General features: G+C 71.9%; 21 protein-coding genes. 15 read left to right on the top strand and 6 right to left on the bottom strand.

All coding sequences use genetic code 11. The features are described from left to right. The first annotated feature begins 39 nt into the window (after window positions 1-39). The 9 genes from glyA to ACYUED_RS04980 all read left to right on the top strand — a co-directional run bounded on the left by glyA (window position 40) and on the right by ACYUED_RS04980 (window position 10,501). Window positions 40-1,332: a serine hydroxymethyltransferase gene (gene glyA / locus ACYUED_RS05020; protein ID WP_491291113.1), complete on the top strand. Its 1,293-nt coding sequence runs from the start codon at window positions 40-42 to the stop codon at window positions 1,330-1,332. After that, entirely contained in the window at window positions 1,329-2,561 is a 1,233-nt protein-coding gene (locus tag ACYUED_RS05015) for a sarcosine oxidase subunit beta family protein (RefSeq protein ID WP_491291112.1), read from the top strand. The genes glyA and ACYUED_RS05015 overlap by 4 nt, the downstream gene beginning before the upstream one ends. A gap of 12 nt (window positions 2,562-2,573) precedes the next feature. Further along, complete coding sequence (locus ACYUED_RS05010) at window positions 2,574-5,813, top strand: sarcosine oxidase subunit delta family protein (RefSeq protein WP_491291111.1); 3,240 nt, start codon at window positions 2,574-2,576, stop codon at window positions 5,811-5,813. Continuing rightward, window positions 5,806-6,408: a sarcosine oxidase subunit gamma gene (locus ACYUED_RS05005; protein WP_491291110.1), complete on the top strand. Its 603-nt coding sequence runs from the start codon at window positions 5,806-5,808 to the stop codon at window positions 6,406-6,408. The genes ACYUED_RS05010 and ACYUED_RS05005 overlap by 8 nt, the downstream gene beginning before the upstream one ends. Window positions 6,409-6,579: 171 nt before the next feature. Beyond that, complete coding sequence (locus tag ACYUED_RS05000; protein ID WP_266527274.1) at window positions 6,580-6,768, top strand: hypothetical protein; 189 nt, start codon at window positions 6,580-6,582, stop codon at window positions 6,766-6,768. A 22-nt stretch (window positions 6,769-6,790) separates the two neighbouring features. Continuing rightward, complete coding sequence (locus ACYUED_RS04995) at window positions 6,791-7,528, top strand: hypothetical protein (RefSeq protein ID WP_491291109.1); 738 nt, start codon at window positions 6,791-6,793, stop codon at window positions 7,526-7,528. Beyond that, window positions 7,525-8,472: a DUF6895 family protein gene (locus ACYUED_RS04990; protein ID WP_491291108.1), complete on the top strand. Its 948-nt coding sequence runs from the start codon at window positions 7,525-7,527 to the stop codon at window positions 8,470-8,472. Before ACYUED_RS04995 ends, ACYUED_RS04990 begins: the two co-directional genes overlap by 4 nt. After that, window positions 8,469-9,389 (top strand): DUF6895 family protein, encoded by a 921-nt coding sequence (locus ACYUED_RS04985; protein ID WP_491291107.1) that lies wholly within the window; start codon window positions 8,469-8,471, stop codon window positions 9,387-9,389. Before ACYUED_RS04990 ends, ACYUED_RS04985 begins: the two co-directional genes overlap by 4 nt. Continuing rightward, window positions 9,386-10,501 (top strand): serine hydrolase domain-containing protein, encoded by a 1,116-nt coding sequence (locus ACYUED_RS04980; protein ID WP_491291106.1) that lies wholly within the window; start codon window positions 9,386-9,388, stop codon window positions 10,499-10,501. Before ACYUED_RS04985 ends, ACYUED_RS04980 begins: the two co-directional genes overlap by 4 nt. 106 nt (window positions 10,502-10,607) lie before the next feature. Here the strand turns inward: ACYUED_RS04980 and ACYUED_RS04975 are convergent, their stop codons facing one another. Together ACYUED_RS04975 and ACYUED_RS04970 are read right to left on the bottom strand one after the other, a co-directional pair. After that, complete coding sequence (locus ACYUED_RS04975; protein WP_491291105.1) at window positions 10,608-11,990, bottom strand: alpha-lytic protease prodomain-containing protein; 1,383 nt, start codon at window positions 11,988-11,990, stop codon at window positions 10,608-10,610. A 178-nt stretch (window positions 11,991-12,168) separates the two neighbouring features. Next, window positions 12,169-13,401 carry a PP2C family protein-serine/threonine phosphatase gene (locus tag ACYUED_RS04970; protein WP_491291104.1) on the bottom strand — a complete coding sequence of 411 codons (1,233 nt, stop codon included), beginning with the start codon at window positions 13,399-13,401 and terminating at the stop codon, window positions 12,169-12,171. A 160-nt stretch (window positions 13,402-13,561) separates the two neighbouring features. Between ACYUED_RS04970 and ACYUED_RS04965 the strand changes: the two genes are divergently transcribed. Next, complete coding sequence (locus ACYUED_RS04965) at window positions 13,562-14,185, top strand: DUF6629 family protein (protein ID WP_491291103.1); 624 nt, start codon at window positions 13,562-13,564, stop codon at window positions 14,183-14,185. Between the two features lie 319 nt (window positions 14,186-14,504). Here ACYUED_RS04965 and ACYUED_RS04960 read toward each other — a convergent pair whose 3' ends face one another. Next, entirely contained in the window at window positions 14,505-14,759 is a 255-nt protein-coding gene (locus ACYUED_RS04960) for an EF-hand domain-containing protein (RefSeq protein WP_491291102.1), read from the bottom strand. Window positions 14,760-14,852: 93 nt separating this feature from the next. Beyond that, complete coding sequence (locus ACYUED_RS04955; protein WP_491291101.1) at window positions 14,853-16,919, bottom strand: SpoIIE family protein phosphatase; 2,067 nt, start codon at window positions 16,917-16,919, stop codon at window positions 14,853-14,855. Between the two features lie 210 nt (window positions 16,920-17,129). On the opposite strand from ACYUED_RS04955, the gene ACYUED_RS04950 reads away from it, so the two are divergent. From ACYUED_RS04950 to ACYUED_RS04940, 3 genes are all read left to right on the top strand, one after another. Continuing rightward, window positions 17,130-19,592, top strand: coding sequence for a SpoIIE family protein phosphatase (locus ACYUED_RS04950; RefSeq protein WP_491291100.1), 2,463 nt, complete (start codon window positions 17,130-17,132; stop codon window positions 19,590-19,592). 31 nt (window positions 19,593-19,623) lie between these two features. Then, the gene (locus tag ACYUED_RS04945; protein ID WP_491291099.1) at window positions 19,624-20,061 is read left to right on the top strand and encodes a VOC family protein; all 438 of its coding nucleotides are present in this window, start codon (window positions 19,624-19,626) and stop codon (window positions 20,059-20,061) included. 91 nt (window positions 20,062-20,152) lie between these two features. Next, window positions 20,153-21,697, top strand: a complete 1,545-nt coding sequence (locus ACYUED_RS04940) for a serine/threonine-protein kinase (RefSeq protein ID WP_491291098.1) — start codon at window positions 20,153-20,155, stop codon at window positions 21,695-21,697. Between the two features lie 55 nt (window positions 21,698-21,752). Here the strand turns inward: ACYUED_RS04940 and ACYUED_RS04935 are convergent, their stop codons facing one another. Continuing rightward, window positions 21,753-22,274, bottom strand: coding sequence for a CGNR zinc finger domain-containing protein (locus tag ACYUED_RS04935; protein ID WP_491291097.1), 522 nt, complete (start codon window positions 22,272-22,274; stop codon window positions 21,753-21,755). 26 nt (window positions 22,275-22,300) lie between these two features. On the opposite strand from ACYUED_RS04935, the gene ACYUED_RS04930 reads away from it, so the two are divergent. Both ACYUED_RS04930 and ACYUED_RS04925 read left to right on the top strand, forming a co-directional pair. Then, window positions 22,301-22,798 (top strand): GNAT family N-acetyltransferase, encoded by a 498-nt coding sequence (locus tag ACYUED_RS04930; RefSeq protein ID WP_491291096.1) that lies wholly within the window; start codon window positions 22,301-22,303, stop codon window positions 22,796-22,798. Between the two features lie 384 nt (window positions 22,799-23,182). Then, window positions 23,183-24,475 (top strand): hypothetical protein, encoded by a 1,293-nt coding sequence (locus ACYUED_RS04925; protein WP_491291095.1) that lies wholly within the window; start codon window positions 23,183-23,185, stop codon window positions 24,473-24,475. 182 nt (window positions 24,476-24,657) lie between these two features. Here the strand turns inward: ACYUED_RS04925 and ACYUED_RS04920 are convergent, their stop codons facing one another. Next, window positions 24,658-25,722 (bottom strand): phosphotransferase family protein, encoded by a 1,065-nt coding sequence (locus ACYUED_RS04920; protein ID WP_491291094.1) that lies wholly within the window; start codon window positions 25,720-25,722, stop codon window positions 24,658-24,660. Window positions 25,723-25,798: the final 76 nt, after the last annotated feature.

Below are 25,798 nucleotides of genomic sequence, written 5' to 3'. Positions count from 1 at the left end.
AGGCGTCGTCGAGGCCGCTGAGAGGAACGCGAACGCCGTATGAACGCACTGAACACCCCGCTGGCCGAGCTGGACCCCGAGGTCCACGCGGCCCTCCGCGCCGAACTGCACCGCCAGCAGACCACCCTGGAGATGATCGCCTCCGAGAACTTCGCACCGGTCGCCGTGATGGAGGCCCAAGGCTCGGTCGCGACCAACAAGTACGCCGAGGGCTACCCCGGCCGTCGCTACTACGGCGGCTGCGAACACGTCGACGTCACCGAGCGGTTGGCGATCGAACGGGTCAAGTCCCTCTTCGGCGCGGGCTACGCCAACGTGCAGCCGCACTCCGGCGCCCAGGCCAACACCGCCGTCTTCTTCGCGCTGCTCCGGCCCGGCGACACCGTCCTCGGCCTCGACCTCGCGCACGGCGGCCACCTCACCCACGGCATGCGCCTCAACTACAGCGGCAAGATGCTCAACGTCGTGCCGTACCACGTGGACGAGGCGGACAACCTCGTCGACATGGACGAGGTCGAGCGGCTCGCCAAGGAACACCGCCCCAAGATGATCATCGCGGGCTGGTCGGCGTATCCGAGGCAGCTGGACTTCGCGGCCTTCCGGCGGATCGCCGACGAGGTGGGCGCGCTGCTGATGGTCGACATGGCGCACTTCGCGGGCCTCGTCGCGGCCGGGCTGCACCCCAACCCCGTACCGCACGCCCATGTCACCACCACGACGACGCACAAGACGCTCGGCGGTCCGCGCGGCGGAGTCATCCTCACCAACGAGGCCGACCTGGCGAAAAAGATCAACTCGGCCGTGTTCCCCGGCATGCAGGGCGGCCCGCTGGAGCACGTCATCGCCGCGAAGGCCGTCTCCTTCAAGGTCGCCGCGTCACCGGAGTTCACCGAACGCCAGGCCCGTACGCTGGCCGGCGCCCGCATCCTGGCCGAGCGCCTGACGCAACCGGACGCGGCGGCGGCCGGGGTGAGGGTCCTGACCGGCGGCACGGACGTGCACCTCGTCCTGGTAGACCTCCGTGACTCCGCACTCGACGGCCGCCAGGCCGAGGACCTGCTGCACGAGATCGGCATCACCGTCAACCGCAACGCCGTGCCCTTCGACCCGCGCCCGCCCATGGTCACCTCGGGCCTGCGCATCGGCACCCCGGCGCTCGCGACCCGCGGCTTCACCGAGGAGGACTTCGCGGTGGTCGCCGACGTGATCGCGCTCGCCCTCCAGCCGGAGCCGGACATCACCGCCCTGCGCACCCGCACGGAGGCGCTGGCGGCCAAGCACCCGCTCTACCCGCACCTGTCTGATCCGTCCACACACGGAGACATCCGATGAGCCCCCGCACCCCCGGCGCCGAGCTCCCCGAGCACCCCGACTGGCTGTGGCGCACGCCCGAGCCCAAGCGCTCGTACGACGTCGTCGTCGTGGGCGGTGGCGGCCACGGCCTGGCCACCGCCCACTACCTGGCGAAGAACCACGGCATCACCCACGTGGCCGTGCTGGAGAAGGGCTGGCTCGCGGGCGGCAACATGGCCCGCAACACCACGATCATCCGCTCCAACTACCTGTGGGACGAGAGCGCCAGCATCTACGAGCATGCCCTCAAGCTGTGGGAGGGCCTGGCCGACGAGCTCGACTACCCGATCCTCTTCTCCCAGCGCGGCGTGCTGAACCTGGCGCACAGCCTCCAGGACGTCCGCGACAGTGTGCGCCGCGTGGAGGCGAACCGCCTGAACGGCGTGGACGCCGAGTGGCTCGACGCCGAGCAGGTCCGGGAGGTGTGCCCGATCGTCAACATCTCCCCGGACGTGCGCTATCCGGTGCTCGGCGCCACCTACCAGCCGCGCGCCGGCATCGCCAAGCACGACCACGTCGCCTGGGGCCTGGCGCGCTCGGCGGACGCCGCGGGGATCGACATCATCCAGAACTGCGAGGTCACGGGCCTCGACATCGTCGGCGGCCGGGTGGTCGGCGTGCAGACGACACGCGGCCCGATCGCGGCGGGCAAGGTGGCGCTGTGCTCGGCGGGCCACACCTCCGTCCTCGCCGCCATGGCAGGCATCGAACTCCCGCTCCAGAGCCATCCGCTGCAGGCGCTGGTCTCGGAACTGCTGGAGCCGGTGCACCCGACCGTCGTGATGTCCAACGCGGTGCACGTGTACGTGAGCCAGGCACACAAGGGCGAGTTGGTCATGGGCGCGGGCATCGACTCGTACAACTCCTACACCCAGCGCGGCGCGTTCCACATCATCGAAGAGCAGATGTCGGCGGCCCTGGAGCTCTTCCCGGTCTTCGCCCGCGCCCATGTCCTGCGCACCTGGGGCGGCATCGTCGACGTCACCCCGGACGCCTCGCCGATCGTCGGCCTCACCCCGGTGGACAACCTCTACCTCAACTGCGGCTGGGGCACGGGCGGTTTCAAGGCCACCCCGGGCGTCGGCTCGGTCTACGCACACACCATCGCCCACGACGCCCCCCACCCGCTCAACGCCCCCTTCTCGCTCGACCGTTTCACCACCGGCGCGCTCGTCGACGAGCACGGCGCGGCCGCGGTGGCCCACTAGGGAGCCGAACCCATGCTGCTCATCCCCTGCCCGTGGTGCGGGCCCCGCGACGAGGCCGAGTTCCACTACGGCGGCCAGGCCCACGTGCCGTACCCGGAGAACCCCGCGGACCTGACCGACGAGGAGTGGGCCCGGTACCTCTTCTTCCGCGCCAACCCCAAGGGCCCCTTCGCGGAACGCTGGAGCCACACGGCGGGCTGCCGCCGCTGGTTCAACGCGGTACGGGACACCTCGACGAACGAACTCCTGGCGGTGTACCGGGCGGGGGAGGAGCGACCGGCCACTGCTGAGCCGGGTCCGGTCACCCCTGCCTCGCAGGCGGTCACTCCTGAGCCGGGTCCGGCACATCCAGCCCCTCTGGGGGAGTTCGAGGACGAGGCCCCTTCAGGGCCGACCGGGGGTCTGCGGGCAGAGCCCCCAGCACGCCTCGCGAGCCAACCGCACCGCCTGGCCCGTGGCGGCCGAGTCGACCGTGACGAACCCCTCACCTTCACCTTCGACGGCACCCGATACCAGGGCTTCCGCGGCGACACCCTCGCCTCCGCCCTCCTGGCCAACGGCGTCATCGCCGCAGCGACCAGCATCAAACTCGGCCGCCCCCGCGGCATCTTCTCCGCCGGCGCCGAAGAACCGAACGCCGTCGTCCAGATCGAGAAACCCTTCCCCGAGCCGATGCTCCCCGCCACGACCGTCGAGCTCTACGACGGCCTGGTCGCCACCGGACTCCCCGGCCAGGGGCGCCTCGCCACCGAACCGGACCCCGCCCGCTACGACGCCGTACACACCCACTGCGACCTGCTGATCGTCGGCGCGGGACCGGCCGGCCTCGCGGCGGCGGCCGCGGCAGCCGGCAGCGGCGCCCGCGTCATCCTCGCCGACGACCAGCCGGAGACCGGCGGCAGCCTCCTCGGCACCGGCGAACTCCGGGACTGGGCAGCCGAGATCACCGCACAGCTCGACGCCGCCCCCGACGTCCGTGTCCTGCGTCGCACCACCGTCTTCGGTTACTACGACGACAACCACCTCCTCGCCGTGGAACGCCGCACCAACCACCTCGGTGCCGCCGCCCCCGACAACGTCTCCCGCGAGCGCGTCCACCGCATCCGTGCCCGCCGCGTCGTCCTCGCCACCGGAGCGCACGAGCGCTCGCTGGCCTTCGCCGACAACGACCGCCCCGGCGTGATGCTGGCCGCCTCGGCCCGCACCTACGTCAACCGTCACGCGGTCCTGCCCGGCCGCCACGCCGTCGTGTTCACCACCAACGACAGCGCGTACGCGGCCGCATTGGACCTGCACGGGGCCGGCGTGGACGTCACGGCGGTCGTCGACACCCGCGCGGAGCCGGGGGAGTGGGCGGAGCGGGCCCGTGCGGCCGGCATCGAGGTGCTGGCGGGGCACGCCGTCACCGGCACGGAGGGCGGGGCGCGGCTGACGTCGGTGACCGTCGCCCCGTACGGAAAGACCACGGGAGAACGGGAGTTCGCCGTCGACCTGCTGCTGGTCTCCGGCGGCTGGAACCCCGTCGCGCACCTGTTCAGCCAGGCGGGCGGCAGGCTGCGCCACGACGACACCCTCGGCACCTTCGTTCCCGACACCTGCCGCCAGGCCGTCGAGGTCGCGGGCGGCGCGAGCGGTGTGTTCGAGCTGGGAGCCGTCGTCGCGCAGGGCGCGGCGGCCGGGGCCCGGGCGATCGAGGCCGAGGGCTACACCGCCGGTCCTCCCGCGCTCCCGCAGGTGCCCGCCGAGCCGCGGCCGACGCCTGCGATGCAGGTCTTCACCGTGCCCGGTGCGGAAGGCGCCCCCCGTTTCGTCGACCTCCAACGCGACGTCACCGTCGACGACCTGACCCGCGCGACGGGCGCAGGCATGCGCTCGGTCGAGCACACCAAGCGCTACACGACAGCCGGCACGGCCAACGACCAGGGCAAGACCTCCGGCGTCCTGGCCAGCGGCGTCGTGGCCGAACTGCTCGGCGTGGACATCTCCGCGCTGGGCACGACCACCTTCCGTCCCCCGTACGCTCCGGTCTCCTTCGCCGCGCTGGCCGGCCGCGACCGTGGCGCGCTGTCCGACCCGGTCCGCACAACTGCCCTGCACCACTGGCACGTTGCGCACGGCGCCCTCTTCGAGAACGTCGGCCAGTGGAAGCGCCCCTGGTACTACCCCCAGGACGGCGAGGACATGGAGACGGCCGTGCTGCGCGAATGCGCCGCCGCCCGCGAGGGCGTCGCCTTCATGGACGCCTCCACCCTCGGCAAGATCGACGTACAGGGCCCGGACGCGGCCGTCCTGCTCGACCGGCTCTACACCAACATGATGAGCAACCTGAAGGTCGGCATGATCCGCTACGGCGTGATGTGCCACCCGGACGGCATGGTCTTCGACGACGGCACGGTCATCCGCCTCGCCCAGGACCGCTTCTTGGTCACCACGACCACGGGCAACGCGGCCGCCGTACTGGACTGGATGGAGGAGTGGCTGCAGACGGAGTGGCCGGACCTGAAGGTGCACTGCACCTCCGTGACCGAACAGTGGGCCACCGTCGCCCTGGTCGGCCCCGAATCCCGCGCGGTCCTCGGCGCGCTCGCACCCCGACTCGCCGTGGAGAACGACGACTTCCCGTTCATGGCCTGGCGCGAGACGACCGTCGCGGGCATCGAGGCCAGGGTCTGCCGGATCAGCTTCTCCGGCGAACTCGCCTACGAGATCAACGTGTCACCGTGGGAGGCGCTCGCCCTCTGGGAAGCGCTGTACGAGGCCGGCGCCCCGCACGGCATCACCCCGTACGGCACCGAGACCATGCACGTCCTGCGCGCCGAGAAGGGCTACCCGATCATCGGCCAGGACACCGACGGCACGGTCACCCCGCAGGACCTCGGCATGAGCTGGGCGGTGTCGAAGAAGAAGCCCGACTTCATCGGCAAGCGCTCCTTCGCCCGCGCCGACGCCGTCCGCCCCGACCGCAAGCACCTGGTGGGCCTGCTCCCCGAGGACCCGGGCACCTTCCTCCCCGAGGGGACACAGCTGGTCGCCGAGGGCGTGCTGCCCGCGCCGCCCGTCCCGATGCTCGGCCATGTCACCTCCAGCTACCGCAGCGTCGTCCTCGGCCGCACCTTCGCGCTGGCCCTGGTCAAGGGCGGCCGGGAGCGCATCGGCGAGCGGCTCTACGCACCCGTGGGCGACCGGCTGGTTCCGGTGACGGTCGCAAGCCCCGTCCTCTACGACCCCGAGGGAGCCCGCCGCGATGGCTGACACCACGCTTTCCGCCCCGCCCCGCAGCCCCCTGGCACACGCCGCCGGCCGGCTCGCCGCCGCCACACGCGCCTCCCGGGGCGCGGTACGGCTGGCGGAACTCCCCTTCCTGGCCCAGGTGAACGTCCGCCTCGACGCCAAGGGAGGAGCGGCGGACGCGGTCGGCCTCGCGCTGGGCCTGCAACTGCCCCTCGAACCCGACACGGTCGTCCGCGCGGGGGAGCTGACGGCACTGTGGCTCGGCCCGGACGAATGGCTGGTGGTGGGCCCGCCGGACAGCCGGCGGGACCTGGAGGGCCGGATCCGGGAGGCCGCCGCGGACGAGGCCGTGTCCGTCACCGACGTCTCCGCCCAGCGCACCACGCTCCTGGTCGCAGGCCCCCGGGCCCGTGACCTGCTGGCCCACGGCTGCTCGCTCGACCTGCACCCGCGCGCCTTCGGCGCCGGACGCTGCGCCCAGACGAGCCTGGGCCGTACCCAGGTCGTGCTGGTCGCCCGGGACGAACCCCGCGGCGGATTCTGGGTGCTGGTGCGTTCGTCCTTCGCCGGTTACCTCACGGACTGGCTGCTGGACGCCGCCACCGAATACCTGTGACACCGCAGCTGCGCGCCAACACGTGCGTGGGGATGTCCAGTTGAGTGGGGGCGGCCCGGGCGCCTTGTTGAAGGGGTTACCAATGCGGCCTATGTGACCATTTGCGCGCTCTGTGGCGGTGTGGTGCTCTGGGTTACGAGGACTGGTAGGCAACCCAGAGGAGATGGTCGTATGCCTTCCACGGACAGGACGGTCGCGGAACCCACGGGGATCCAGAGCGTCGACATCGAGTCGGCCCTCGACCCCGCCGAGCCCGACGGCGTCTACCGTGACAGTCGCGAGTGCGCCGCGCTGGCGCTTCTCTCCGGAGAGACGAAGCTGCTGCTGTCGCCGCCGACCCCCCGCCCCAAGAAGGGCTGAGCGAGCCGACGGGAGCAGCTGAATGGAGCAGTCAGGCACTTCCGCCCTCCTGCAGGGCGCGGTGCAGGACCTCTCGTCCGACGTGGTCTGCGCCCTCCGCGGCGGAGACCACGTCGGGCTGCCCGGCAGCGGTTCGCCCGACGGCCCCGAGGGCGGCCTCGCCCTCGCCGCCGTGCGCGTACTGGGAGCGGACCTGCTCCTGCCGCACGTCCTGACCCGGAACCCACCCGCCCCGGAGACCCTCGAAGCGTTCCGGCGGACCGTGACGGCCTTCCCGCCCCGCGACGACGCGGCGCCCACCGTCACGTGGAGCCACTGGGCCATGAGGCGCACACTGCGCGGACTCGACCCGACCGCACCCTCCGCACTCGCGAATGGGACGGACACGAATGAGACGGACGCGGAACCCGACGCCCGCTGGCTCGACGGGGCGACCTGGCAGGTCCTGACCCACCAACTCGCCGTCCTGGCGCCGCTGGCGGTGCCGGGCGAGGACCGCGCGGTGGCCGGTGCGGTGGCCCGTGCGGCGCAACGCCGCCCGGCCGACGTCGCCCGGGGTTTCGTACGCGCGGTGCGCCGCAGGGACTGGCAGCAGGCCGCGGGCGCCGGACGCTGGCTGACCCTGCTGGACGGCGTGCCGGACACGCTCGGGCTGGAGAGCGGGCTGGACTTCGTGGAGCTGATGGGCGGCAGCGATCCGCGCGTGGCGCTGCAGGTGGAGGCGGCCCGGGCGATGCGCTGGGCCGGAGCGCTCGTATGACCGCAGCCGGCCCCCGGACGGCTCGGGACGTGGAGGCCGCCGCGCTCGCCTGGGTGACCGCACACCGCGACCACTTCGCGCTCCAGGGCGACGCCCTCACCGCCGACGGCCAGGTCGACCGCACCTGGAAACCGCTCGGCGAACTCGCCCAGACCTGCGCCGGCGTGCGTCTGCACACGGAGCCCTCGGACCCGCTGCACGCCTGCGTGTCCGACCTGTTGGCGTTCGCCTGGCAGCAGACGGACGACGGCGAGCTGTTCCTGGAGCTGCAGAGGCTGGAGCCCTTCGCCACGTACCCGCTGGAGGTGTACTCCGTCTTCGCCGGTGCCGGGCTGCGGCACGCCGGGTACGAGACGGCGGCCGCGACGGTGGCCCGCACCCGCGGCTGGCGGCTCACCGAGCAGGAACCGACCCGCCGGCTCGGCCTGCTGGGCGCCGAGCGGCGCAGCGGCATCCAACGGCCCGAGCAGGCCGCGCAGGCACTGAACCGCACCTGGCTGGGCGGACTGCCGGAACCATGGACGTTCGAGCGCTCGTCCGGATACGCGCTCACCCACGTCGTCTTCCACCTCACCGACTGGAGTCGCACCCCGCACGGCGTCCCCGCGGACCTCGCCGCCTACCTGGCCGACTGGCTCCCGCCGTGGCTCGACGGCTGCCTGGACGCGGGGATGTGGGACCTCGCCTGCGAACTGCTGATCGTGGCAGCGAGCCTGCCCCGCCCGCCCGATCCGGCGATGCTCCATGACGCCTGGACCCGGATCGCGCGGGCGCAACACGACTCGGGCGCGCTCCGGGCCGACGACCCGGATCCCCGTCAGGAACCAGGATCAGACGCCGAGCCGGAGTTCGTCCACTGCTACCACTCCACCCTGATGGCCGCCTTCGCGGCGGCTCTGACGGTCGAGTGCCTCACCGGCCGTCCCGAAGGAGTGCCCGGATGACCGACACCCGTCTCCTGCACACCGTCGGCGTCCGCGCCCTGGAGTGGCTGTGGGCCCATCGCGACGGATTCCGTCTGGAAGTCGACGTCGATCCGGAAGTGGGCTTCCTGGAGCGGTTCAAACCGGTCGGCGAACTCGCCCTGATCTGCCGGGTTCTGTTCCGCGAGGGCGTCGCCGGATCACAACAGGCCGAACTGGCACGGCGGTTGGTGGACCACACCTGGCGGCACACCCTGGACGGCGGCCGCATGCTGGCACGCGGGCAGCGCATCGAGCCGCTCTCACCCGTCCCGTTCGAGGTGTACCTCCCCTACAAGGAACTGGGGTACAGCGAGCCCGAGGTGGAGCGCGCCACCGTCTTCTGTCACGGGCTCCGCAGCTGGGCGTCCCTCGAACTCGACCCGACCCGGCGCCTGGGAATGTCCGCTTTCCAGCGCCGCTTCGGCCTCCCACCCCGCCCGCCGGAGGCGGACTTCGTCGGCGCGACCTGGCTGGCCCGCACACCCGAGCCCTGGACGGTCTCCGGGCACATCGCCTACGACGTCACCCACACGGTGTTCCACCTCACCGACTGGGGCGAGAACCCCGACGGGCTGCCGCCGGACATCGCCGACTACCTCGCCACCTGGCTGCCCGTCTGGATCGACGACTGGCTGGACCTGAAGCGCTGGGACCTGCTCGGCGAACTCCTCGTCGTGGACGCCTGTCTGCCCCGCCCCACCCTCGACGAGCGGGCCTGGGAGGCGTTCGCCGCCGCGCAGCGGCCCGACGGCGCCATGCCCGCCGTACGGGACATGCCCGAGGGCGATCCCGACGAGGTCTTCGACCTCGTGTACCACCCGACACTGGTCGCCGCCTTCGCCTCCGTACTGGCCACCTCCCGCGCCCTGACCGAGCTGGCGCACGCTCCCTCATGACCACTCGGACCCTCGCGGCCGCCCGGCCCGAGCCCTGGCCGGGAGACCCGCACGACGAGGCGGACCTCCCGGCGGGCGAGTGGCCCGGCAGCGACGAAGTGGGCGCCACCGACGCGGAGTTGCACCAGCGGCTGGCCACGGCCGTGGACGCCGTCGACGCACCCGACGTCGTCTTCGCCGTCTCCCGGCACGGCCGCCGCACCCTCCACGGCGGTGGCACCGCCCCGCCACCGCCGACGCCCCGTCACAACCTGCGCTACGAACTCGGGTCCGCGTCGAAGACGTTCACCGGACTGGCGCTGGCGCAGCTGATCCGGCGCGGTCTGCTGTCCGGCGGCGAGCCGGCCGCCGCCTGCCTGGACCCGGCCCGGCGGACCGAGGCGTCCCCGGTGACGCTCGCCCACCTCCTCACCCACACCTCCGGACTGCCCGGGCTGCCCGCCGACTTCTACGTCCGGGCCCTGCCCGCCTGGCACACCGCCCCCTACGCCCGCTACCCGGCCGGGCGCGTGGCCGAGGCGTTCCTGCGTCATCGATCCGGGCACCGCCCCGGCACCCGCTGGCGGTACTCCAACTTCGGGGTCGCCGTGCTCGGTCACGCCGTCGCGGCGGCGACCGGCACGCCGTGGGAGGACCTGCTCACGGCGTACGTGCTGCGTCCGCTCGCCCTCGGCGACACCGCGCTGCGGGCCCGTGGCCCGGACACCGACGCCGTGGGGCACCGCAAGGACGGCCGCACACCCGTGCCCGCCTTCGACGCGGGCGGCTTCCAGGCGGCGGGCGCCGTCCGGGCCACCCCGCACGACCTGCTCACCTTCCTCGAAGCCCACCTCGACCCGTCCGGTTCCCAGCTGCCGGGCGCCCTGCGGTCGGTGCGCACACCGGTGCTACGACGTGGTCCGGGGCACGTGCACGTGCACACCATGGCGTGGTTCCGGCACCCGACCGACGCCGGACCGATGTACTTCCACGGCGGGGCCACCCTGGGCCAGCAGGCCTTCCTGGGCTTCAGGCCGGACACCGGCACGGCCCTGGCCGCACTGTGCACGCGCCGCTTCCGCGCTCACGACCCGTTCGTCACCATCGCGTACGAACTCCTCGCGGACCTGTAGGAGCTCTTGGGGCCGTAGGGGAGAGGCGGACGGTGCGGGAGCCGCGCCCCCGCACCGGCCATGCCGTACGGGCCATGCCGTACCGGCCGTGCGAGCCGTACGACCGCTACATCCGCTGCCACAGGGCCGGAGTGCCCTCCGGCGACCACGTTCCCTGCGCCTGGTGGCTCTGCAGGCACTGGTAGCGCACGCCCGCGTGGGTCACCGTCGTCCCCACCTCGTAGACGCGACCGGCGAACCATGCGTCAGGCGCCGCGTCGTCCTGAGGGGCCGGCGTGCCGGCCTGGCCGGCCGCGGTCTTCAGAGTCAGGCCGAAGTCGCTCAGGATCGGGTTGACCGGCTGGAAGAAGGTCGTCCCACCCCTGGTGCAGTCACCCGATCCCCCGGAGGTGACGCCCTGGGCCTGGGCGCCGGAGACGAAGGGGCCGCCGGAGTCACCCGGCTCGGTGCACACGTTGGTCCGGGTCAGACCGCGGACGGTGCCCTCGGCGTAGTCGACGGTCGCGGACAACTGCTGGATGGTGCCGCAGTGCCATCCGGTGGTGGAACCGGACCGGCAGACCGACGCCCCGACCAGTGCCTGAACCGAGCCGGCGATCTGCGTCCGCTGCCCGCCCTGCCCCTTGATGTCGGGCGTGGTGGTCCAGTTGCTGTTGACACCCACCCAGGACATGTCCTTGCCGGGGAACGTGGACGCCTGGAACGTGCCCTGGTCGGCCTTGTCGTAGCCCGTGGTCTTCGCACCGGGAGTGCCGCAGTGGCCGGCGGAGACGAAGCCCTGCTGCTGGCCCTTGGTCACGGAGAAGCCGACGGAACAGCGGGCGCTGCCGTTGATGTAGTAGGCGTCACCGCCGACGATGTCCGTCATCAGCCGGGGCCGGATCGCCGTCACCCGCACGGCCACGCCCCGCCCTTCGACGCCCGCGGCCCTGACGAAGGCGGTGGCGGCCGACCGGCTCGTCGCCTCGACCACGACCCGGTTCGCCGGTACGTCCACGTACCAGACCGGTGTGTCGCGGCTCCGGACACGGCGGGCGGCCGCGTCCAGCTTCTCCTTGACGGTCTGCAGCGTGCTCAACGGCGTCTTGACGACCGCGGCCTTCGCACCCTGGGCCCGGATGGCGGTCACGTCCGCCGCGTCGGTGGTGGCGACGGTGAGTTCGGCGGAGGTCGCTCCGCTCACCCAGGCCCCGGCGAAGTGCCCGCCCAGCGCGTTGCGGAGGCGCCCCGCACGGGTGCCCGCCTCGGCTTCGTTGACCAACCGGGCGACCGCCTGCGACCGCGTCAGCCTCAGGTCGCGCACCATCGCACCCAGCACCTGCGCCGACGGCCTGTCGGCGCCGAGCGTGTGTGCGGCGGTGGTGGTGCGCGCGGGCCCCGGCGTGGGGGGCGGCGCGGCCTCCGCGGCGGCGGGGAGCCCGGCGAGTACGAGTGCGCCGAGTGTGGTCAGGGCTGCGCGGCGCGTACCCGCGGCATGTCTGCCGACCATGCGGTGTACCTCCTTCAGAGACGGGTGGGACTGCGGCGAATCCGTAGGCGGCCTAGCCGCAAAGACCCGCGACGATGTCAAAGGAGGAGGTCTTTCGCGCTTTGGGGGACGACGGAGGTGCCATGTGCAGTACTGACCCGCGCATGTCCGGCGAATGGGTCACAGCCCGGCGAACGGGTCACAGGCCGACGACGACCAGTGCGGTGTCGTCCGTGTTGCCCGTGGCGGGCAGGAGGTCGGCCAGCAGGGCGTCGGCCAGGGGCTCACTGGCGGTCCGGCCGTGGCGGGCCAGACAGTCGGCGAGGCGGCCCAGACTGGTGTCGATGTCCTCGTCGCGCCGCTCGATCAGGCCGTCGGTGTACAGCACCAGGGTGTCTCCCTCGGCGAAGGGGACGCGGGCCTGGGGGCGCTCGACGCGGTCGGGGCGGGCATCGATCGGCGGGTCGGTGGCCTGGTCCAGGAAGACCACGGTGCCGTCGGAGCGCAGCATGGCGGGCGGCGGGTGGCCGGCGCAGCTGTAGGTGATGGTGTGGCTGTTCCAGTCGACGAAGGTCGTCGCCACCGTGGTGGACTCGGCCCCGTCGACGGAACTGGCGTACATGTCGAGGACCTCCAGGGCCTGCGCCGGGCCCTCGGCGACGCGCGTGGCCGCACTCAGGGCGCTGCGCAGCTGGCCCATGGCGCAGGCGGCCGCAAGGCCGTGGCCGACGACGTCGCCGACGGCGACCGCCATGCGGCCGACGGGCAGGTCCACCAGGTCGTACCAGTCGCCGCACACGTTCAGGTCGCCGACGGCGGGCCGGTAGCGCACGGCCGCCGGGTGCTGTCCGGTGTGTCTCGGGGTGGGCATCATCGCCGTCTGCAGGGCGAGGGCGACCTCGCGTTCGTGGGCGTGGGCCGTGCGCAGCCGCTCGTTGACGTCCTGCAGTTCCCGGGCCCGGGTGTAGAGCTCGGCCTCCAGCACGCGCGCCCGGCTGTTGTCGGCCTGGACGCCGGTGGCGCGGAGGAGCTCGGTGACCTCCTCCACCCGGTGCAGGACCAGTGCCACGTGTCCGTCGGTGCCGAGGACGGGGGCGTTGACCGGGCTCCAGAAATGCTCCCGCCAGTGGCCGGGCCGCTCGACGTCCTGGATGTCGTAGCGGAGCACCGCCATGGTGTCGCGTTCGCCGGTGGCCACCACGCGCAGCATCGACTCCCGGGTCTCCCGCATGCCGGCCGCGGCCGGATCGTTCGGGTTCTCGGGGAAGACGTCGAAGATGTAGCGCCCCAGCAGCTGCTCACGGGGGCGCCCGGCCAGTTGTACGAAGTCGTCGTTGGCATCGACGTAGACGAGTTCGGGGGTGAGCAGGGCCACCATGCCGGGCAGGGCCTGGAAGACCGCCGCGTAGTCGATCTGTTGCGGTTCCCTCATGCCCTGCCTGCCTCGGCGCCGGCCGTCACTGTGTGGTCCCCACCATAGAAGCGAACGCGGCGGGCGGCCTGGTCTCGTGCTCTTTCCGGAGAGCGGGCCGCTCCTTGGACACATCGGTTCTCTCATGGCGTTGCGGCACGGCCGACGCCATGGTGGTGCCATGTGCTGGAGTGCTACGGCCGATCTCGTCGCGGGTGCCGGGATCGCCTGTGTCGGTGTGGCCTGCGTGGCGCGGACGCAGCGGACCGGCGATCTGCCGCTTGCCACGCTGCCGTTGCTGCTCGGGGTTCATCAGCTGGTCGAGGCCTGGGTCTGGCATGTCGGAGGCGGCACGGGACCGGCCACCGTCGCCTGGGTCGTGATCGCCTTTCCGCTGCTGGCGGTGTGGGTGCCGGTGGCTGTGGCCTGCGCGGTGCCGCGGCATGCCGGAGCCCGGTCGGTGATTCCCCTCGTTGCCGGCCTCGCGACCGCCGCCGCGCTGGCATACAGCATCGCCACCCGACCGGTGCGGGCCGAGATCCGCGGTCACACCGTCGGCTACGTCATCGGGTTGCCGCACGCCGGATCACTCGTCGTGGGCTATCTGCTGGCCACGGTCGGCGCGTTCCTGCTCTCCGGCGACCGCCTGCTGAGGAGGCTCGGTGTCCTGGCCGCGGCGGGTGCGCTGGTGTGCTGGACGCTGTGGCGGCTGGAGTTCGTCTCCACCTGGTGCGCGTTCGCGGCGGCGGGATCGGTGATGGTGTTCGGGTGGGTGGAACGTCGGCGGCCGGCGTATTCCCGGTGATCGTGGTGGCACTGCTACCGGGACCGCTGATCCTGCGCGCCGGAGGGATCTGGCTGTCCGGCCCGCCGCGACGCAGGGTGGCCCCATGAACACCGGCAAGCCCGCACAGATCCGCAGCCGCGTCACCCCGTTGCGCCGCCTGATGGGGCGCACCTATCGCCCCGACCGGACGACCTCACTCCGGCCGCGGCATCGGCACGGGGACGAATCCTCGACGGAGGAAGCCCGACGAGCGCGTGCCGGATGGGGCGCTCACCCCGTCTCGGAGCCGACCGACCGGAGCTGAACGGAACTGACCCCCGTGCCGCACCTCCTCGCCTCAGTGCCAGCCGAAACGGCGGTCCACCACCGCCGCGAACTCCTCCGGGGTCAGTACCGCGTCCCCGTTCTGGTCGGCGGCGTCGAACAGGGCGGATGAGGCGTCGGCGTCTCCCAGGGCCCAGAACGGCAGGTCCCCCGACGCGGCGAGCGTCGGGCCCTTCGTCCGCAGGGCGATGATCACCTCGTCGCGGGTCAGGGTCCCGTTGTGATCGAGGTCGAGCGCCTCGAACAGCTTGCGGGCCTTTTCGCTCATCGTGTCCCCCTGGTTCCTGTCACCGGCGGGCAGGCGGGGCTGCCCTGGTCGCGAACTCATGAACGAGAACGCCTGTCCCGCCACCCGGGTTCCCTACAGCGCCCGGGCGATCAGGAGGGCCACGTCGTCGTAGTCGTCGGGGTGGCGCAGGCCGTACAGCAGGAGGTCGCAGGTTTCCTCCAGGGGCCGGTGGGGCTCGTCGAGGAAGCTGAGCAGGACGTCCAGACGGTCGTCGATCGAGTGGTGCCGGGTCTCGACGAGACCGTCGGTGTAGAGGACCAGCAGGTCACCGGGGTCGAGACGGGCCGTGGTGGCCTCGAAGGAGATGCCGCCGACGCCGAGCGGCGCGCCGGAGGGCACGTCGAGCAGCTCGGGGGCGTGGCCCGGGCCTGCCAGGGCGGGCGGCATGTGTCCGGCGTTGGCCATGCGGCACAGCCTCGTATGCGGGTCGTAGACGGCGTAGATGCAGGTGACGATGTAGTGCTCCAGATCGCAGGTGATCTTGTCGAGGTGCTGGAGCACGGCTTCGGGGTCGAGGTCGAGTTCCGCGTAGGCGCAGGTGGCGGTGCGCAGCCGGCCCATGGTGGCGGCGGCGTCGATGCCGTTGCCCATGACGTCGCCGACGACCAGGGCCGTCCGGTCGCCGCTCAGCGGAATGACGTCGTACCAGTCGCCGCCGACCTCGCTGGTGGCCTGGGCGGGCTGGTAGCGGGAGGCGAGTTCGAGCCCCGAGTGCTGGGGCGGATGGTCGGGCAGCAGGCTGCGCTGCAGTGTCAGGGCGGTGTTGCGCACGCTCTGGAACCAGCGGGCGTTGTCGATGGCCACGGCCGCACGGCCGGCCAGCTCGGAGGCCAGGACGACATCGTCCTGGTCGAACGGGAGCGGGTTGCTGGTGCGCTTGAGATCGAGGGCGCCCAGCACCTCGCCGTGCGCGATCAGCGGCACGGCGAGGTACGAGTGGACGCCGGCCCGGGCCAGCAGCGAACCGGCCTCGGCGTCCCGGGCGATGCGCGGCAGATCGTGCCGGCTGACGTGCCGCACCAGGACCGGCCGGCCGGTGTGGACGCACAGCGTGACCAGGCGGTCCCCGTCATAGGCCGCGAGACCGCCGGGAGGGTCGGCGGCGCGCAGCGCCACGGTCGGGTGGGCCGCCTTGAGCGCGAGGGCGCGGAAGAGCTCCGGGCCGTCGTCCGGTCTGCGTGAGCGGCCGCAGGCCAGGGCGGAGTCGAGGATGTCGACGGCGACCACGTCGGCGAGCTGCGGTACGGCGATCTCCGCCAGTTCACGGGCGGTCTCCTCCACCTCCAGCGTGGTGCCGACGCGCACGGACGCGTCGGCGATGAGGGCGAGGCGGCGCCGGGCCCGGTCGGCCTCGGCGGCGGCGCGGTGCCGTTCGGTGACGTCGACGACCGAGGCGGCCGCCCCCAGGACCCGCCCGCCGGGGTCCTCCAGGCGGTAGAAGGACAGGGACCAGGCGTGCTCGTGATCGGGGTCGGCCGGAGGACGGCCCACGTGGTACTGGTCGAGCAGCGGGGTGCCGGTGGTGAGCACCTGACGCAGCGCAGACTCGATGGTGTCGACGTCGGGCAGGGGCAGGGTCTCCCTGAGACCGCGGCCCACGTGGTCCTCGGCGGGGAAGCCGTCGATACGCTCCAGCGCCGGGTTGACCAGCACATACCGCAGTTCCGGGTCCAGCAGGGCCAGGCCGATCGGAGACTGGTTGATCAGCCGCTCGCACAGGGCCAGATCGGTCTCGACGCGCTGGAGGAGGTTGTGGTCGGCCGCGATGCCCAGCGCGTAGACGTCCCCGAGATCGTCCTGGAGCCGCATGTTGCGGAACTCCATCAGCCGGCTGCTGCCGTCCTTGTGCCGGATGGGGAAGGCACCGGCCCAGCTCCGGCCCGTCTCCAGCACCTCCGTGAACAGCCTGACCACCGCCTTCAGATGCTCGGGGTGGATGAGCAGCCGGGCCGCGTACTTGCCCAGCGCCTCCCGCGCGGTGTACCCGAACAGCTCCTCCGCCTGCGGGGTCCAGAACACGATGCGCCCGTCGGCGTCGACCACCGTCGCGGCCACGCTCAGGAGGTCCAGCAGACCGGTCGGTGGAGGCGAATCGAGGCCGTGCGCCTCACCTTGGGACCGGAAGGGTTCGGCTGTCATCCGGGAACCACCTCCACCGTGCCGCGGGATCCGGCGAACCTGTCGGTGTCGCCCGGGACCTGGGTTTTGACCAGCGGCACTTCCATGCTCCCTCCGCTTCGGGCCGGGCGGAAGCGGAGCGGGCGGCGGCCGGGTGCCCGCCGGGGCCGTGCACAACCGACGGACAAGCAGGAACATGGTCCTGTACGGAACGGCACCCGGACGGCACCCATGGATCCTGTGCGAGAAGCACCCGACGGGCCGACGCCCGCAGGACCGCGCGACGCCCTCGACGCGTCCACCGACGCGGCGGCGGTCGTGTCCGCCGAGGGCGTCGTGGTCGGCTGGACGCGGGGCGCCGAGGCACTGCTCGGACACCCGGCGTCCGAGATGGTCGGCGGCCCCGCCGCACGCCTGGTGGCGATGCCGTCGGACCCCGCCCGGGTGGCCGGTGTGGCGGAGCGGTGCCGCGCCGGCATGGGCTGGAGCGGTCTGATCCCCCTACGCCACCGCGACGGCCGGGTGGCCGACGTCGACCTGCGGGTCTCCGCGTCCTTCCGGATGGGCGGGAAGGAGTGCTTCCTGATCTCGGCGCGGGAGCTGCGTCAGCAGTGGGCGATGGGCCAGTCCGTGCTCGACGGGTTCCTCACCCGCTCCCCGGTCGGCATGGCGGTGATGGACCTGGAGCTGCGCTACGTGTGGCTGAACGACACCCTCGAACGGTTCGGCGGTGTGCCCCGTGAACAGCGGCTGGGACGCAGGCTGAGCGAGCTGCTGCCGGGGCTGCAGGCGACCACCCTCGAAGCGCTGATGCGCAAGGTCCTGGACACCGGAACCCCGGTCACCGACTACGAGTACCTGGGGTGGAGCTGGGCCGACCCCCACCGCCAGCACGCCTACTCCACGTCCTTCTTCCCCTTGGTGGACGCGGGCGACTCCGTCACCGGGGTGTGCTACATGGTCCTCGACGTCACCGAGCGGTGGAACGCCCGCCGCCTCCTGACGCTCGTCAACGAGGCCGGCGCCTGCGTGGGCACGACCCTGGACGTGATGCGGACGGCGCAGGAGCTCGCCGACTTCGCCGTACCCCGTCTGGCGGACTTCGTCATCGTCGACCTTCTGGAGCCCGTCCTGAGCAGCGAAGGCCACGGCGCGTGGCTCACGGACGCCGGGCCGGCGTCCGTCAGGCCGCAGATGCGCCGCGCCGGCCTGAACTCGGTGCGGGAGGGCTGCCCGGAGGCCGTGGTCCGGGTCGGGGACAGGGTGGACTTCCTCCCGCCGTCGCACGACGTGAACCTGCTCATCTCCGGCGAGCCGATCCTCACCGCGGTCCTCGACCCGTCCGACGAACTGTGGGCGGCCGAACAGCCCGAGAGAGCGCAGAGGATCCGGGAGTTCGGACTGCACTCCCTCATCTCCGTGCCGATGCGGGCGCGCGACACCGTCCTCGGCCTCACCACGTTCATCCGGTCGCTCAACCCCGTCTCGTTCCAGTCCGACGACGTACTGCTGGCCCGGGAGCTGGTGGCGCGCGCCGCGCTGTGCGTCGACAACGCCCGCCGCTACACCCGGGAACACACGGCGGCGGTCACCCTGCAGCGCAGTCTGCTGCCGCAGGCCCTGACCGGCGGCACAGCGCTGGACGTGGCCTCCGCGTATCTGCCGGCCGACCCGACGGGCGGGGTCGGCGGCGACTGGTTCGACGTGATCCCCCTGTCCGGGGCGCGGGTCGGCCTCGTCGTCGGCGATGTGGTGGGGCACGGCATCACCGCCGCGGCGGCCATGGGCCGGCTGCGCACCGCGGTGCAGACCCTCGCCGACATGGAGCTGCCCCCCGACGAACTCCTGGCCCACCTCGACGACCTCGTGCTCCGGCTGAGCGCCGAGAAGACCGACGACGACACAGATCACCGGACCACGTCCGCCTTCCTCGGGGCGACCTGTCTGTACGCCGTCTACGATCCGGTCACCGGGCGGTGCACGATGGCCCGCGCCGGCCACCCGCCCCCCATCGTCATCGCACCCGACGGACAGGTCTCCTTCCCGGAGCCCCCGGCCGGGCCGCCGCTCGGGCTGGGCGGCATGGCCTTCGAAGCCACCGAGATCGAACTCGCCGAGGACAGCCTGCTCGGGCTGTACACCGACGGCCTCATCGAAGGGGCCGACTGCGACATGGAGTTGGGCATGTCCCGGCTCGCCGACGCGCTGGCCCGGTCCGACACGGACCTCTCCACCCTGTGCACGTCCGCGGTTCGCAGACTGGTGCCCGTGCCGCAGCCCGACGACATCGCCCTGCTCCTGGCGCGCACGCGCGCCCTGGGCGCCGACCGCGTCGTCTCCTGGGACGTACCCGTGGACCCGTCCGCCGTCGCCGACGTCCGGGCCCGGGCGACCCGGCAGGTGGAGGCCTGGGGGCTGGCGGCGCTGGCCATGACGACGGAGCTCGTGGTGAGCGAGCTGGTCACCAACGCGATCCGCTACGCCGAGCCGCCCATCCGGCTACGGCTGATCCGCGGCGCCCGCCTGACCTGCGAGGTTTCCGACGCCAGCGGTACGGCGCCCCGGCTGAGGCATGCCCGGAGCATGGACGAGGGCGGCCGCGGCCTCTTCCTGGTGGCCCAGCTGACCGACCGCTGGGGCGCTCGGCACACGACCGGCGGGAAAATCATCTGGGCCGAGCAGGAGGTACCGTGACGGCGGTATCGGCCGCGACAGGGGAGGGCGCATGGCGACCAGGTGGACCGTGACCATCGACTGCGCGGGACCGGCGAAGCTGGCCAGGTTCTGGGCGCTGGCGTTGGGATACGCGGAGCGGCCCGCACCCGCCGGATTCGCCGGCTGGGAGGAGTGGCTCGCCCATCACGAGGTCCCGGAGGACGAGTGGGACGAGGGCGCCTACCTCAGCGACCCGGACGGAGCGGGGCCCCATCTCTCGTTCCTGCAGGTTCCGGAGCCGAAGACGGCGAAGAACCGGGTGCATCTGGACATACAGGTCGGCGGTGGCCGCGAGACACCCTGGGAGCTGCGATGGCCTCGCGTGGTGGAGGCGGTGGAGCGGTTGACCGCCGCGGGCGCGACCGTGCTCCGTCAGGAAGACCTGGACGGCAGGCCCGACCATGTGGTGATGGCGGATCCGGAGGGAAACGAGTTCTGCCTGGTCTGACAGACGGATCGCGCCATGGTTCGTCACCGAGGTCGGTTAGTGTGCATGGCTGAGTGATGCAAAAGGGGGCAGAGTCGGCGGAGGGTCAGCAGTGTCGGACGAAGGGCGGCTCGTCGCCGGGCGTTACCGGCTGGTCGAGCTCATCGGGCGCGGCGGTATGGGCACGGTCTGGCGCGCCGAGGACGAGGAACTCGCCCGGCAGGTCGCGCTCAAGAGGCTCCACACACCGCCGCACCTTTCCGACGGCGAGATCACCACGCTCTACGAGCGCATCCGCCGCGAGGCGCGCAGCGCCGCCCGCGTCGTGCACCCCAACGTGGTCGTCGTCCATGACGTAGTCGACGACGACGGGCAACCGTGCATCGTCATGGAGTACGTCCCCGCGCCCACTCTCGCCGACGTCCTCAAGGGCGGCCGGACGCTGCCGCCGCCGGAGGCCGCACGCATCGGCCTCGGTGTGATCTCCGCCGTACGGGCCGCGCACTCCGTCGGCGTCCTGCACCGCGACATCAAGCCCGGCAACGTCATGCTCGGCGCCGAGGGCCGCATCGTCCTGACCGATTTCGGCATCGCCCAGACCGCCGGGACCTCCACGCTCACCCGGACCGGGGAGATGATCGGCTCCATCGACTTCATGGCCCCGGAACGGATCCGCGGCCAAAAACCCGGTCCGGCCTCGGACCTGTGGTCGCTGGGCACGATGCTGTACCAGGCGGTGGAGGGACGCCTGCCGTACCGCCGCGACACCGCCATGGAGACCGCGTACGCCATCGCCGTCGACCCGCTGGAGCCGATGCGGCAGGCCGGTGGTCTGGAACCTCTCATCGACGCCCTGCTCTCGAAGGACCCCGAGGACCGGCCCACGGCCGAGCAGACGGAACGGGCGCTGCGAGCCACCTGGTCCGACGGCACGCCCACCACGCGGACGTCCGCCGTCGCCGACGCAGGGTGGCCCGTCGCACAGGACGGACACTCGCCCACCGGCACCTCCGGAACGGGGCCTGTCCCACCCGTGCCGCCGGAAGGGAGCGCGCGACGCCGCCGTGCCGGCCGCAGGCGCCGTGTCCTCGTGCCGGTCGTCGCCGTCCTGGTAGCGGCCGCCACCGCCGCCGCCGGGCTCTACATGTACGCGCACCGGGGCGGCCACGACGCGGCCGGCGACACGCCCACTCGGTCAGCCTCTCCCGTCCCCGACGGCTACCACCTGGTCCGCGACGGAGGACTCGACGTCGCCTTCCCCGTGCCGGACGGCTGGAAGCAGAAGAAGGAGTCGAGCGACGACGAGGTCACCTACACCGATCCGACCGGCCTGGCCGGCCTCACCGTCGGGATGGTGGACCCGGCGGGCTCGCAACCGGTGGAGCACTTCAAGGACATCGAAGCGAACACCAAGGTCAACTACGACACGTACCGCAGGCTGAGAATGCAGGAGACCACCTTCAACGGGAAGCCGGCCGCGGTGTGGGAGTTCACCTTCCACGGCCGGGCCCGTCTCTTCCGCGCCATCGACCTCGGCTACGGCACCGCCGGCGGCCGCGAGTACGACATCTATCTGTCGGCCCCCGACGCCGACTGGGGCACCTACCGTCCGGTCTTCGACACCGTCAGGGACGGGTTCACCGAACAACGCCGGTGAACTGCGCCGCGGGCCGTGAGCGCACGAGACCGGTGCCCGGCCAACGCCGGCGGGCTCACACGGTCGTACGGGCCCGGTGGCGGCGTACCGCGTCGCGGTTGGCGCAGCGCTGGGAGCAGTAGCGCTGCCGTCCGGTGCGGGAGGTGTCCGCGAAGATCGTGGTGCACTCGGTGACGGCGCAGCGCCTGAGACGGTGCATCCCGCGTCCCGCCAGGTGCAGTGCGGTGCCCACGGAGATCACGGAGATCAGCACGGTGGCGAGGGGTTGTCGCTCGTCGCGGTAGTGCAGATGCCAGCCGCTCGCGGCGTGGTTGGTCATCCGCGGATACGCGGAGGCCGTCGCCAGCATCGCGTTGAGCAGGTCGGCCCGCTCGTGGTCATCGGTGGCGTCGACGATCTTCTCCCACGCGTCCAGCGCCTCCGCGGTGCGCGCCAGGTCCTCGGGCGCTGCCGGGTCCTCCAGCACCAGTCCGGCGGCGCGGCAGCGGTCCGCGAGTTCCCCGGCGTCGGCGGGGCGGCGGTTGGCCAGGTCGGCGGCGAGATTCACCGCATCCTCGCCGTAAGGGTTGAGGTGCACAGGACCATTACATCAGTCTGGACGGCATGCGACAACGCACCGGACACCTTTTCGCCGTACGCCAGGCGGTGGAGTACGACCTCGTGGAGCTCCTGCGTCTGCGGGCCCTGCTGTTCGAGGACCTGGGCGGTGACTTCTTCGCTCCCGCGTCGGCCGACGACGGCTGGCTGGACGCCCTGGCCGTCGTGCTGAAGGAGCAACTCACCGCGGACACCGTGCGCATCCTCGTGGTGGACGGCCACGGTGACGGAGGCCTGGCGGCCTGCGGCATCGGCACGATCGAGCAACGGCTGCCGGGGCCGCATCTGAGCAACGGCCGGATCGGGCAGGTGATCGGCGTGGTCACCGACCCGGCCCACCGACGGCGAGGCCACAGCCGTGCCGTCATGCGGGCCCTGCTCGACTGGTTCCGCGAACGCGACGTCGCCCGGGTGGATCTGCACGCCTCCACCGAGGGCGAACCCCTGTACCGCGACCTCGGCTTCACCGCCCACCCCGACCCCTCGCTGTACTGGCGCCCGTGACGGGAGTCGCAGCCCCGCAACGCGTCCTCGCCTGAAACAGACGCTGACCTGACCGACTGGCGTGCCCCGCCTTTGATCCCGCCGCCCTCATCGCCGGCGGTACTCACGCACCGGCCGTGCCCGCCTCGGTCGGTTGGTCTTGAGCGCGCGCATGTACCCACCCGGGCCCGACTCTCACCACCACCCGGGCCAAGTGGCGTCCCGCGCTACCCCATCCGGTGGCTTATGGGCGCGGCAGCGTTATTCACGTGTCCGATTTACTGATCATTCCACTATCCGGCTCTTTGGTGCTGACCAGCCGTCACGAAGCCCTGAGCCAAGTCGAGGAGAGTGGAAACAATGACAACATCGCCGAGATGGCGATCTGTTCTGGCGTCAGCCACCGTGGTTGCCGCACTCGCCGGAACCTCGCTGGCGTACGCGGTAACCGCTGACGCCCAGGCCCACACCACCCCGCCCGCGCCCTACCCGGGACCCCCCGTCCAAACGGCACAGCCGTCAACGGCAACGCATCCGGACAAGCCGGCTCACCCGGAGCACCCGGAGCATCCGGCCAAGCCTGCGTATCCCGAGCATCCGGCCAAGCCTGCGTATCCCGAGCATCCGGCCAAGCCTGCGTATCCCGAGCATCCGGCCAAGCCCGCGTATCCCGAGCATCCGGCCAAGCCCGCGTATCCCGAGCATCCGGTGAAGCCTGCGTATCCCGAGCATCCGGTGAAGCCTGAGTACCCGGCACATCCGGAGAAGCCTGCGTATCCCGAGCATCCGGTGAAGCCTGAGTACCCGGCACATCCGGAGAAGCCTGCGTATCCCGAGCATCCGGTGAAGCCCGCGTATCCGGAGCATCCGGTGAAGCCTGGGTACCCGGCACATCCGGAGAAGCCCGCGTACCCGGAGCATCCGGTGAAGCCGGAGATGCCTGTGTACCCGGTGAAGCCTGCGTATCCGGTGAAGCCGGAGATGCCTGTGTACCCGGTGAAGCCTGCGTATCCGGTGAAGCCGGAGATGCCTGTGTACCCGGTGAAGCCTGCGTATCCGGTGAAGCCGGAGATGCCTGTGTACCCGGTGAAGCCTGCGTATCCGGTGAAGCCGGAGATGCCTGCGTATCCGGTGAAGCCCGCCTACCCGGAGAAGCCTGCGTACCCTGAGCACCCGGCCAAGCCCGCCTACCCGGAGCACCCGGTGAAGCCCGCCTACCCGGAGAAGCCTGCGTACCCTGAGCACCCGGCCAAGCCCGCCTACCCGGAGCACCCGGTGAAGCCCGCCTACCCGGAGAAGCCTGCGTACCCTGAGCACCCGGCCAAGCCCGCGTACCCGGAGCACCCCGCCTACCCGGAGAAGCCTGCCTATCCGGAGCATCCGGAGAAGCCTGCCTATCCGGAGCATCCGGAGAAGCCTGCCTATCCGGAGCATCCGGAGAAGCCTGCCTATCCGGAGCATCCGGAGAAGCCTGCCTATCCGGAGCATCCGGAGAAGCCTGCCTATCCGGAGCATCCGGAGAAGCCTGCCTATCCGGAGCATCCGGAGAAGCCTGCCTATCCGGAGCATCCGGAGAAGCCTGCCTATCCGGAGCATCCGGAGAAGCCTGCCTATCCGGAGCACCCGGAGAAGCCTGCGTACCCGGAGCACCCGTCGAAACCCGACTCCCCGGAACACTCGTCGAAGTCGTCGTGGTAACTCCGTACCGCTGAGAGCCGGAGTACGTGCACGGTTCCCTCTGTCCGGGGGCACCCGTGGCCACGGCCGAGCGGTCTCCGGGCGGTCCCGCGGGGCCGCCCGGGTAGCGTCCAATGGGACGTGAGAAGGACGCCTGACAGGTATCTGACCTGGTCAGGCGTCCTTCTTCTGCTTCTGGAGCGTTATGGGGCCGTCGGGGCAATGGTGCGAAGGCGGGTGACGGCGTCGGTGAGCATGCGGCGGCAGAACGCGACGTGCGTGGGGCCGAAGCCGCGGGGCCCGCACTCGACGACCAGCAGAAGGCCCAGGTAGAGCTGGTAGAGGGCCAGCCGGTGTTGGAAGGCGGGGCCGAAGTCGAGGCTTCCGCCCGCCTCGGTGTAGCCGGCGACGAGGTCGCTGTCCGGGCCGGCGTCGCCGCCGAAAGCGAGCGAGACCAGTTCGGCCGCCGGGTCGCCCCAGAACGCCCGTTCGTGGTCGATGAGTCCGGTGATCCTCGCGTGGCTCCCGTCGCCGGCGGGGGCGACGAAGATGTTGCCCGGCCACAGGTCGAAGTGGACCAGCCTGGGGTCCGTGACCTCTTCGAGGGCGTCGCCGCCCTCGACGACGAGCCTGCGGATCTCGGCGGGCGGCGCGTCCAGCGGGGACTGCCAGCGCTCGGCGTCCTCCAGCAGCGCCTCGACCATCGCGGTGAACGCCGTCCGCCAGTCGGTGGCCAAGAGCCCGGACTGCGTGGCCGGGTAGCCGAACCGGCCGTCCTCGGGTGCCAGAGTGTGCAGGCGTGCGGTGATCGCGCCCAGTTCGCGGCGTGCCGCCCTCTCGGCCGGGTGGGTCAGGCGGCCGGCTGCCTTGTCCCACGTGGTGCCCTCGACGACCGAGAGGACGAGGAACTCCCGTCCCGCGTACAGCAGTTCGGCGGTCGGTATCGGTATCGGTATCGGTATGGGTATCGGTGTTGATGCCGCTGTCGATATCGGTGTTGGTGCCTCGCCGCCGGGAAGACCCGCGATCCGCCGGTACACCATGGCCTCGGTCCCGAGGATGCCTCGTTCGTACCGCAGTACGGCGGCCCCGTCCGGCGGGGCGAGTTTGACGACGGCGGGCCGCCCGTCGTCGAGCCGGACCCGGTAGACGGTGCTGAACCAGCCGTCGGACAGTTCGTTCTCCACGCGGCATCCGACGCCGGTGCCGGCGCGCAGCAGGGCGTCCAGTTGATCGGGGGCCAGGTGTCGCTTGGTCCGGCTGTGCATGGCGGCATGCCTTCGGGTGGTGGGCGTGGAGATCGGCGGTGTCGGCGGCGAACCACGCCGCGGGCGGGGCCCCCAG

The sequence above is a fragment of the Streptomyces sp. DF42 genome (assembly GCF_058267695.1).
This window is presented reverse-complemented; position numbering and strand designations above follow the sequence as displayed.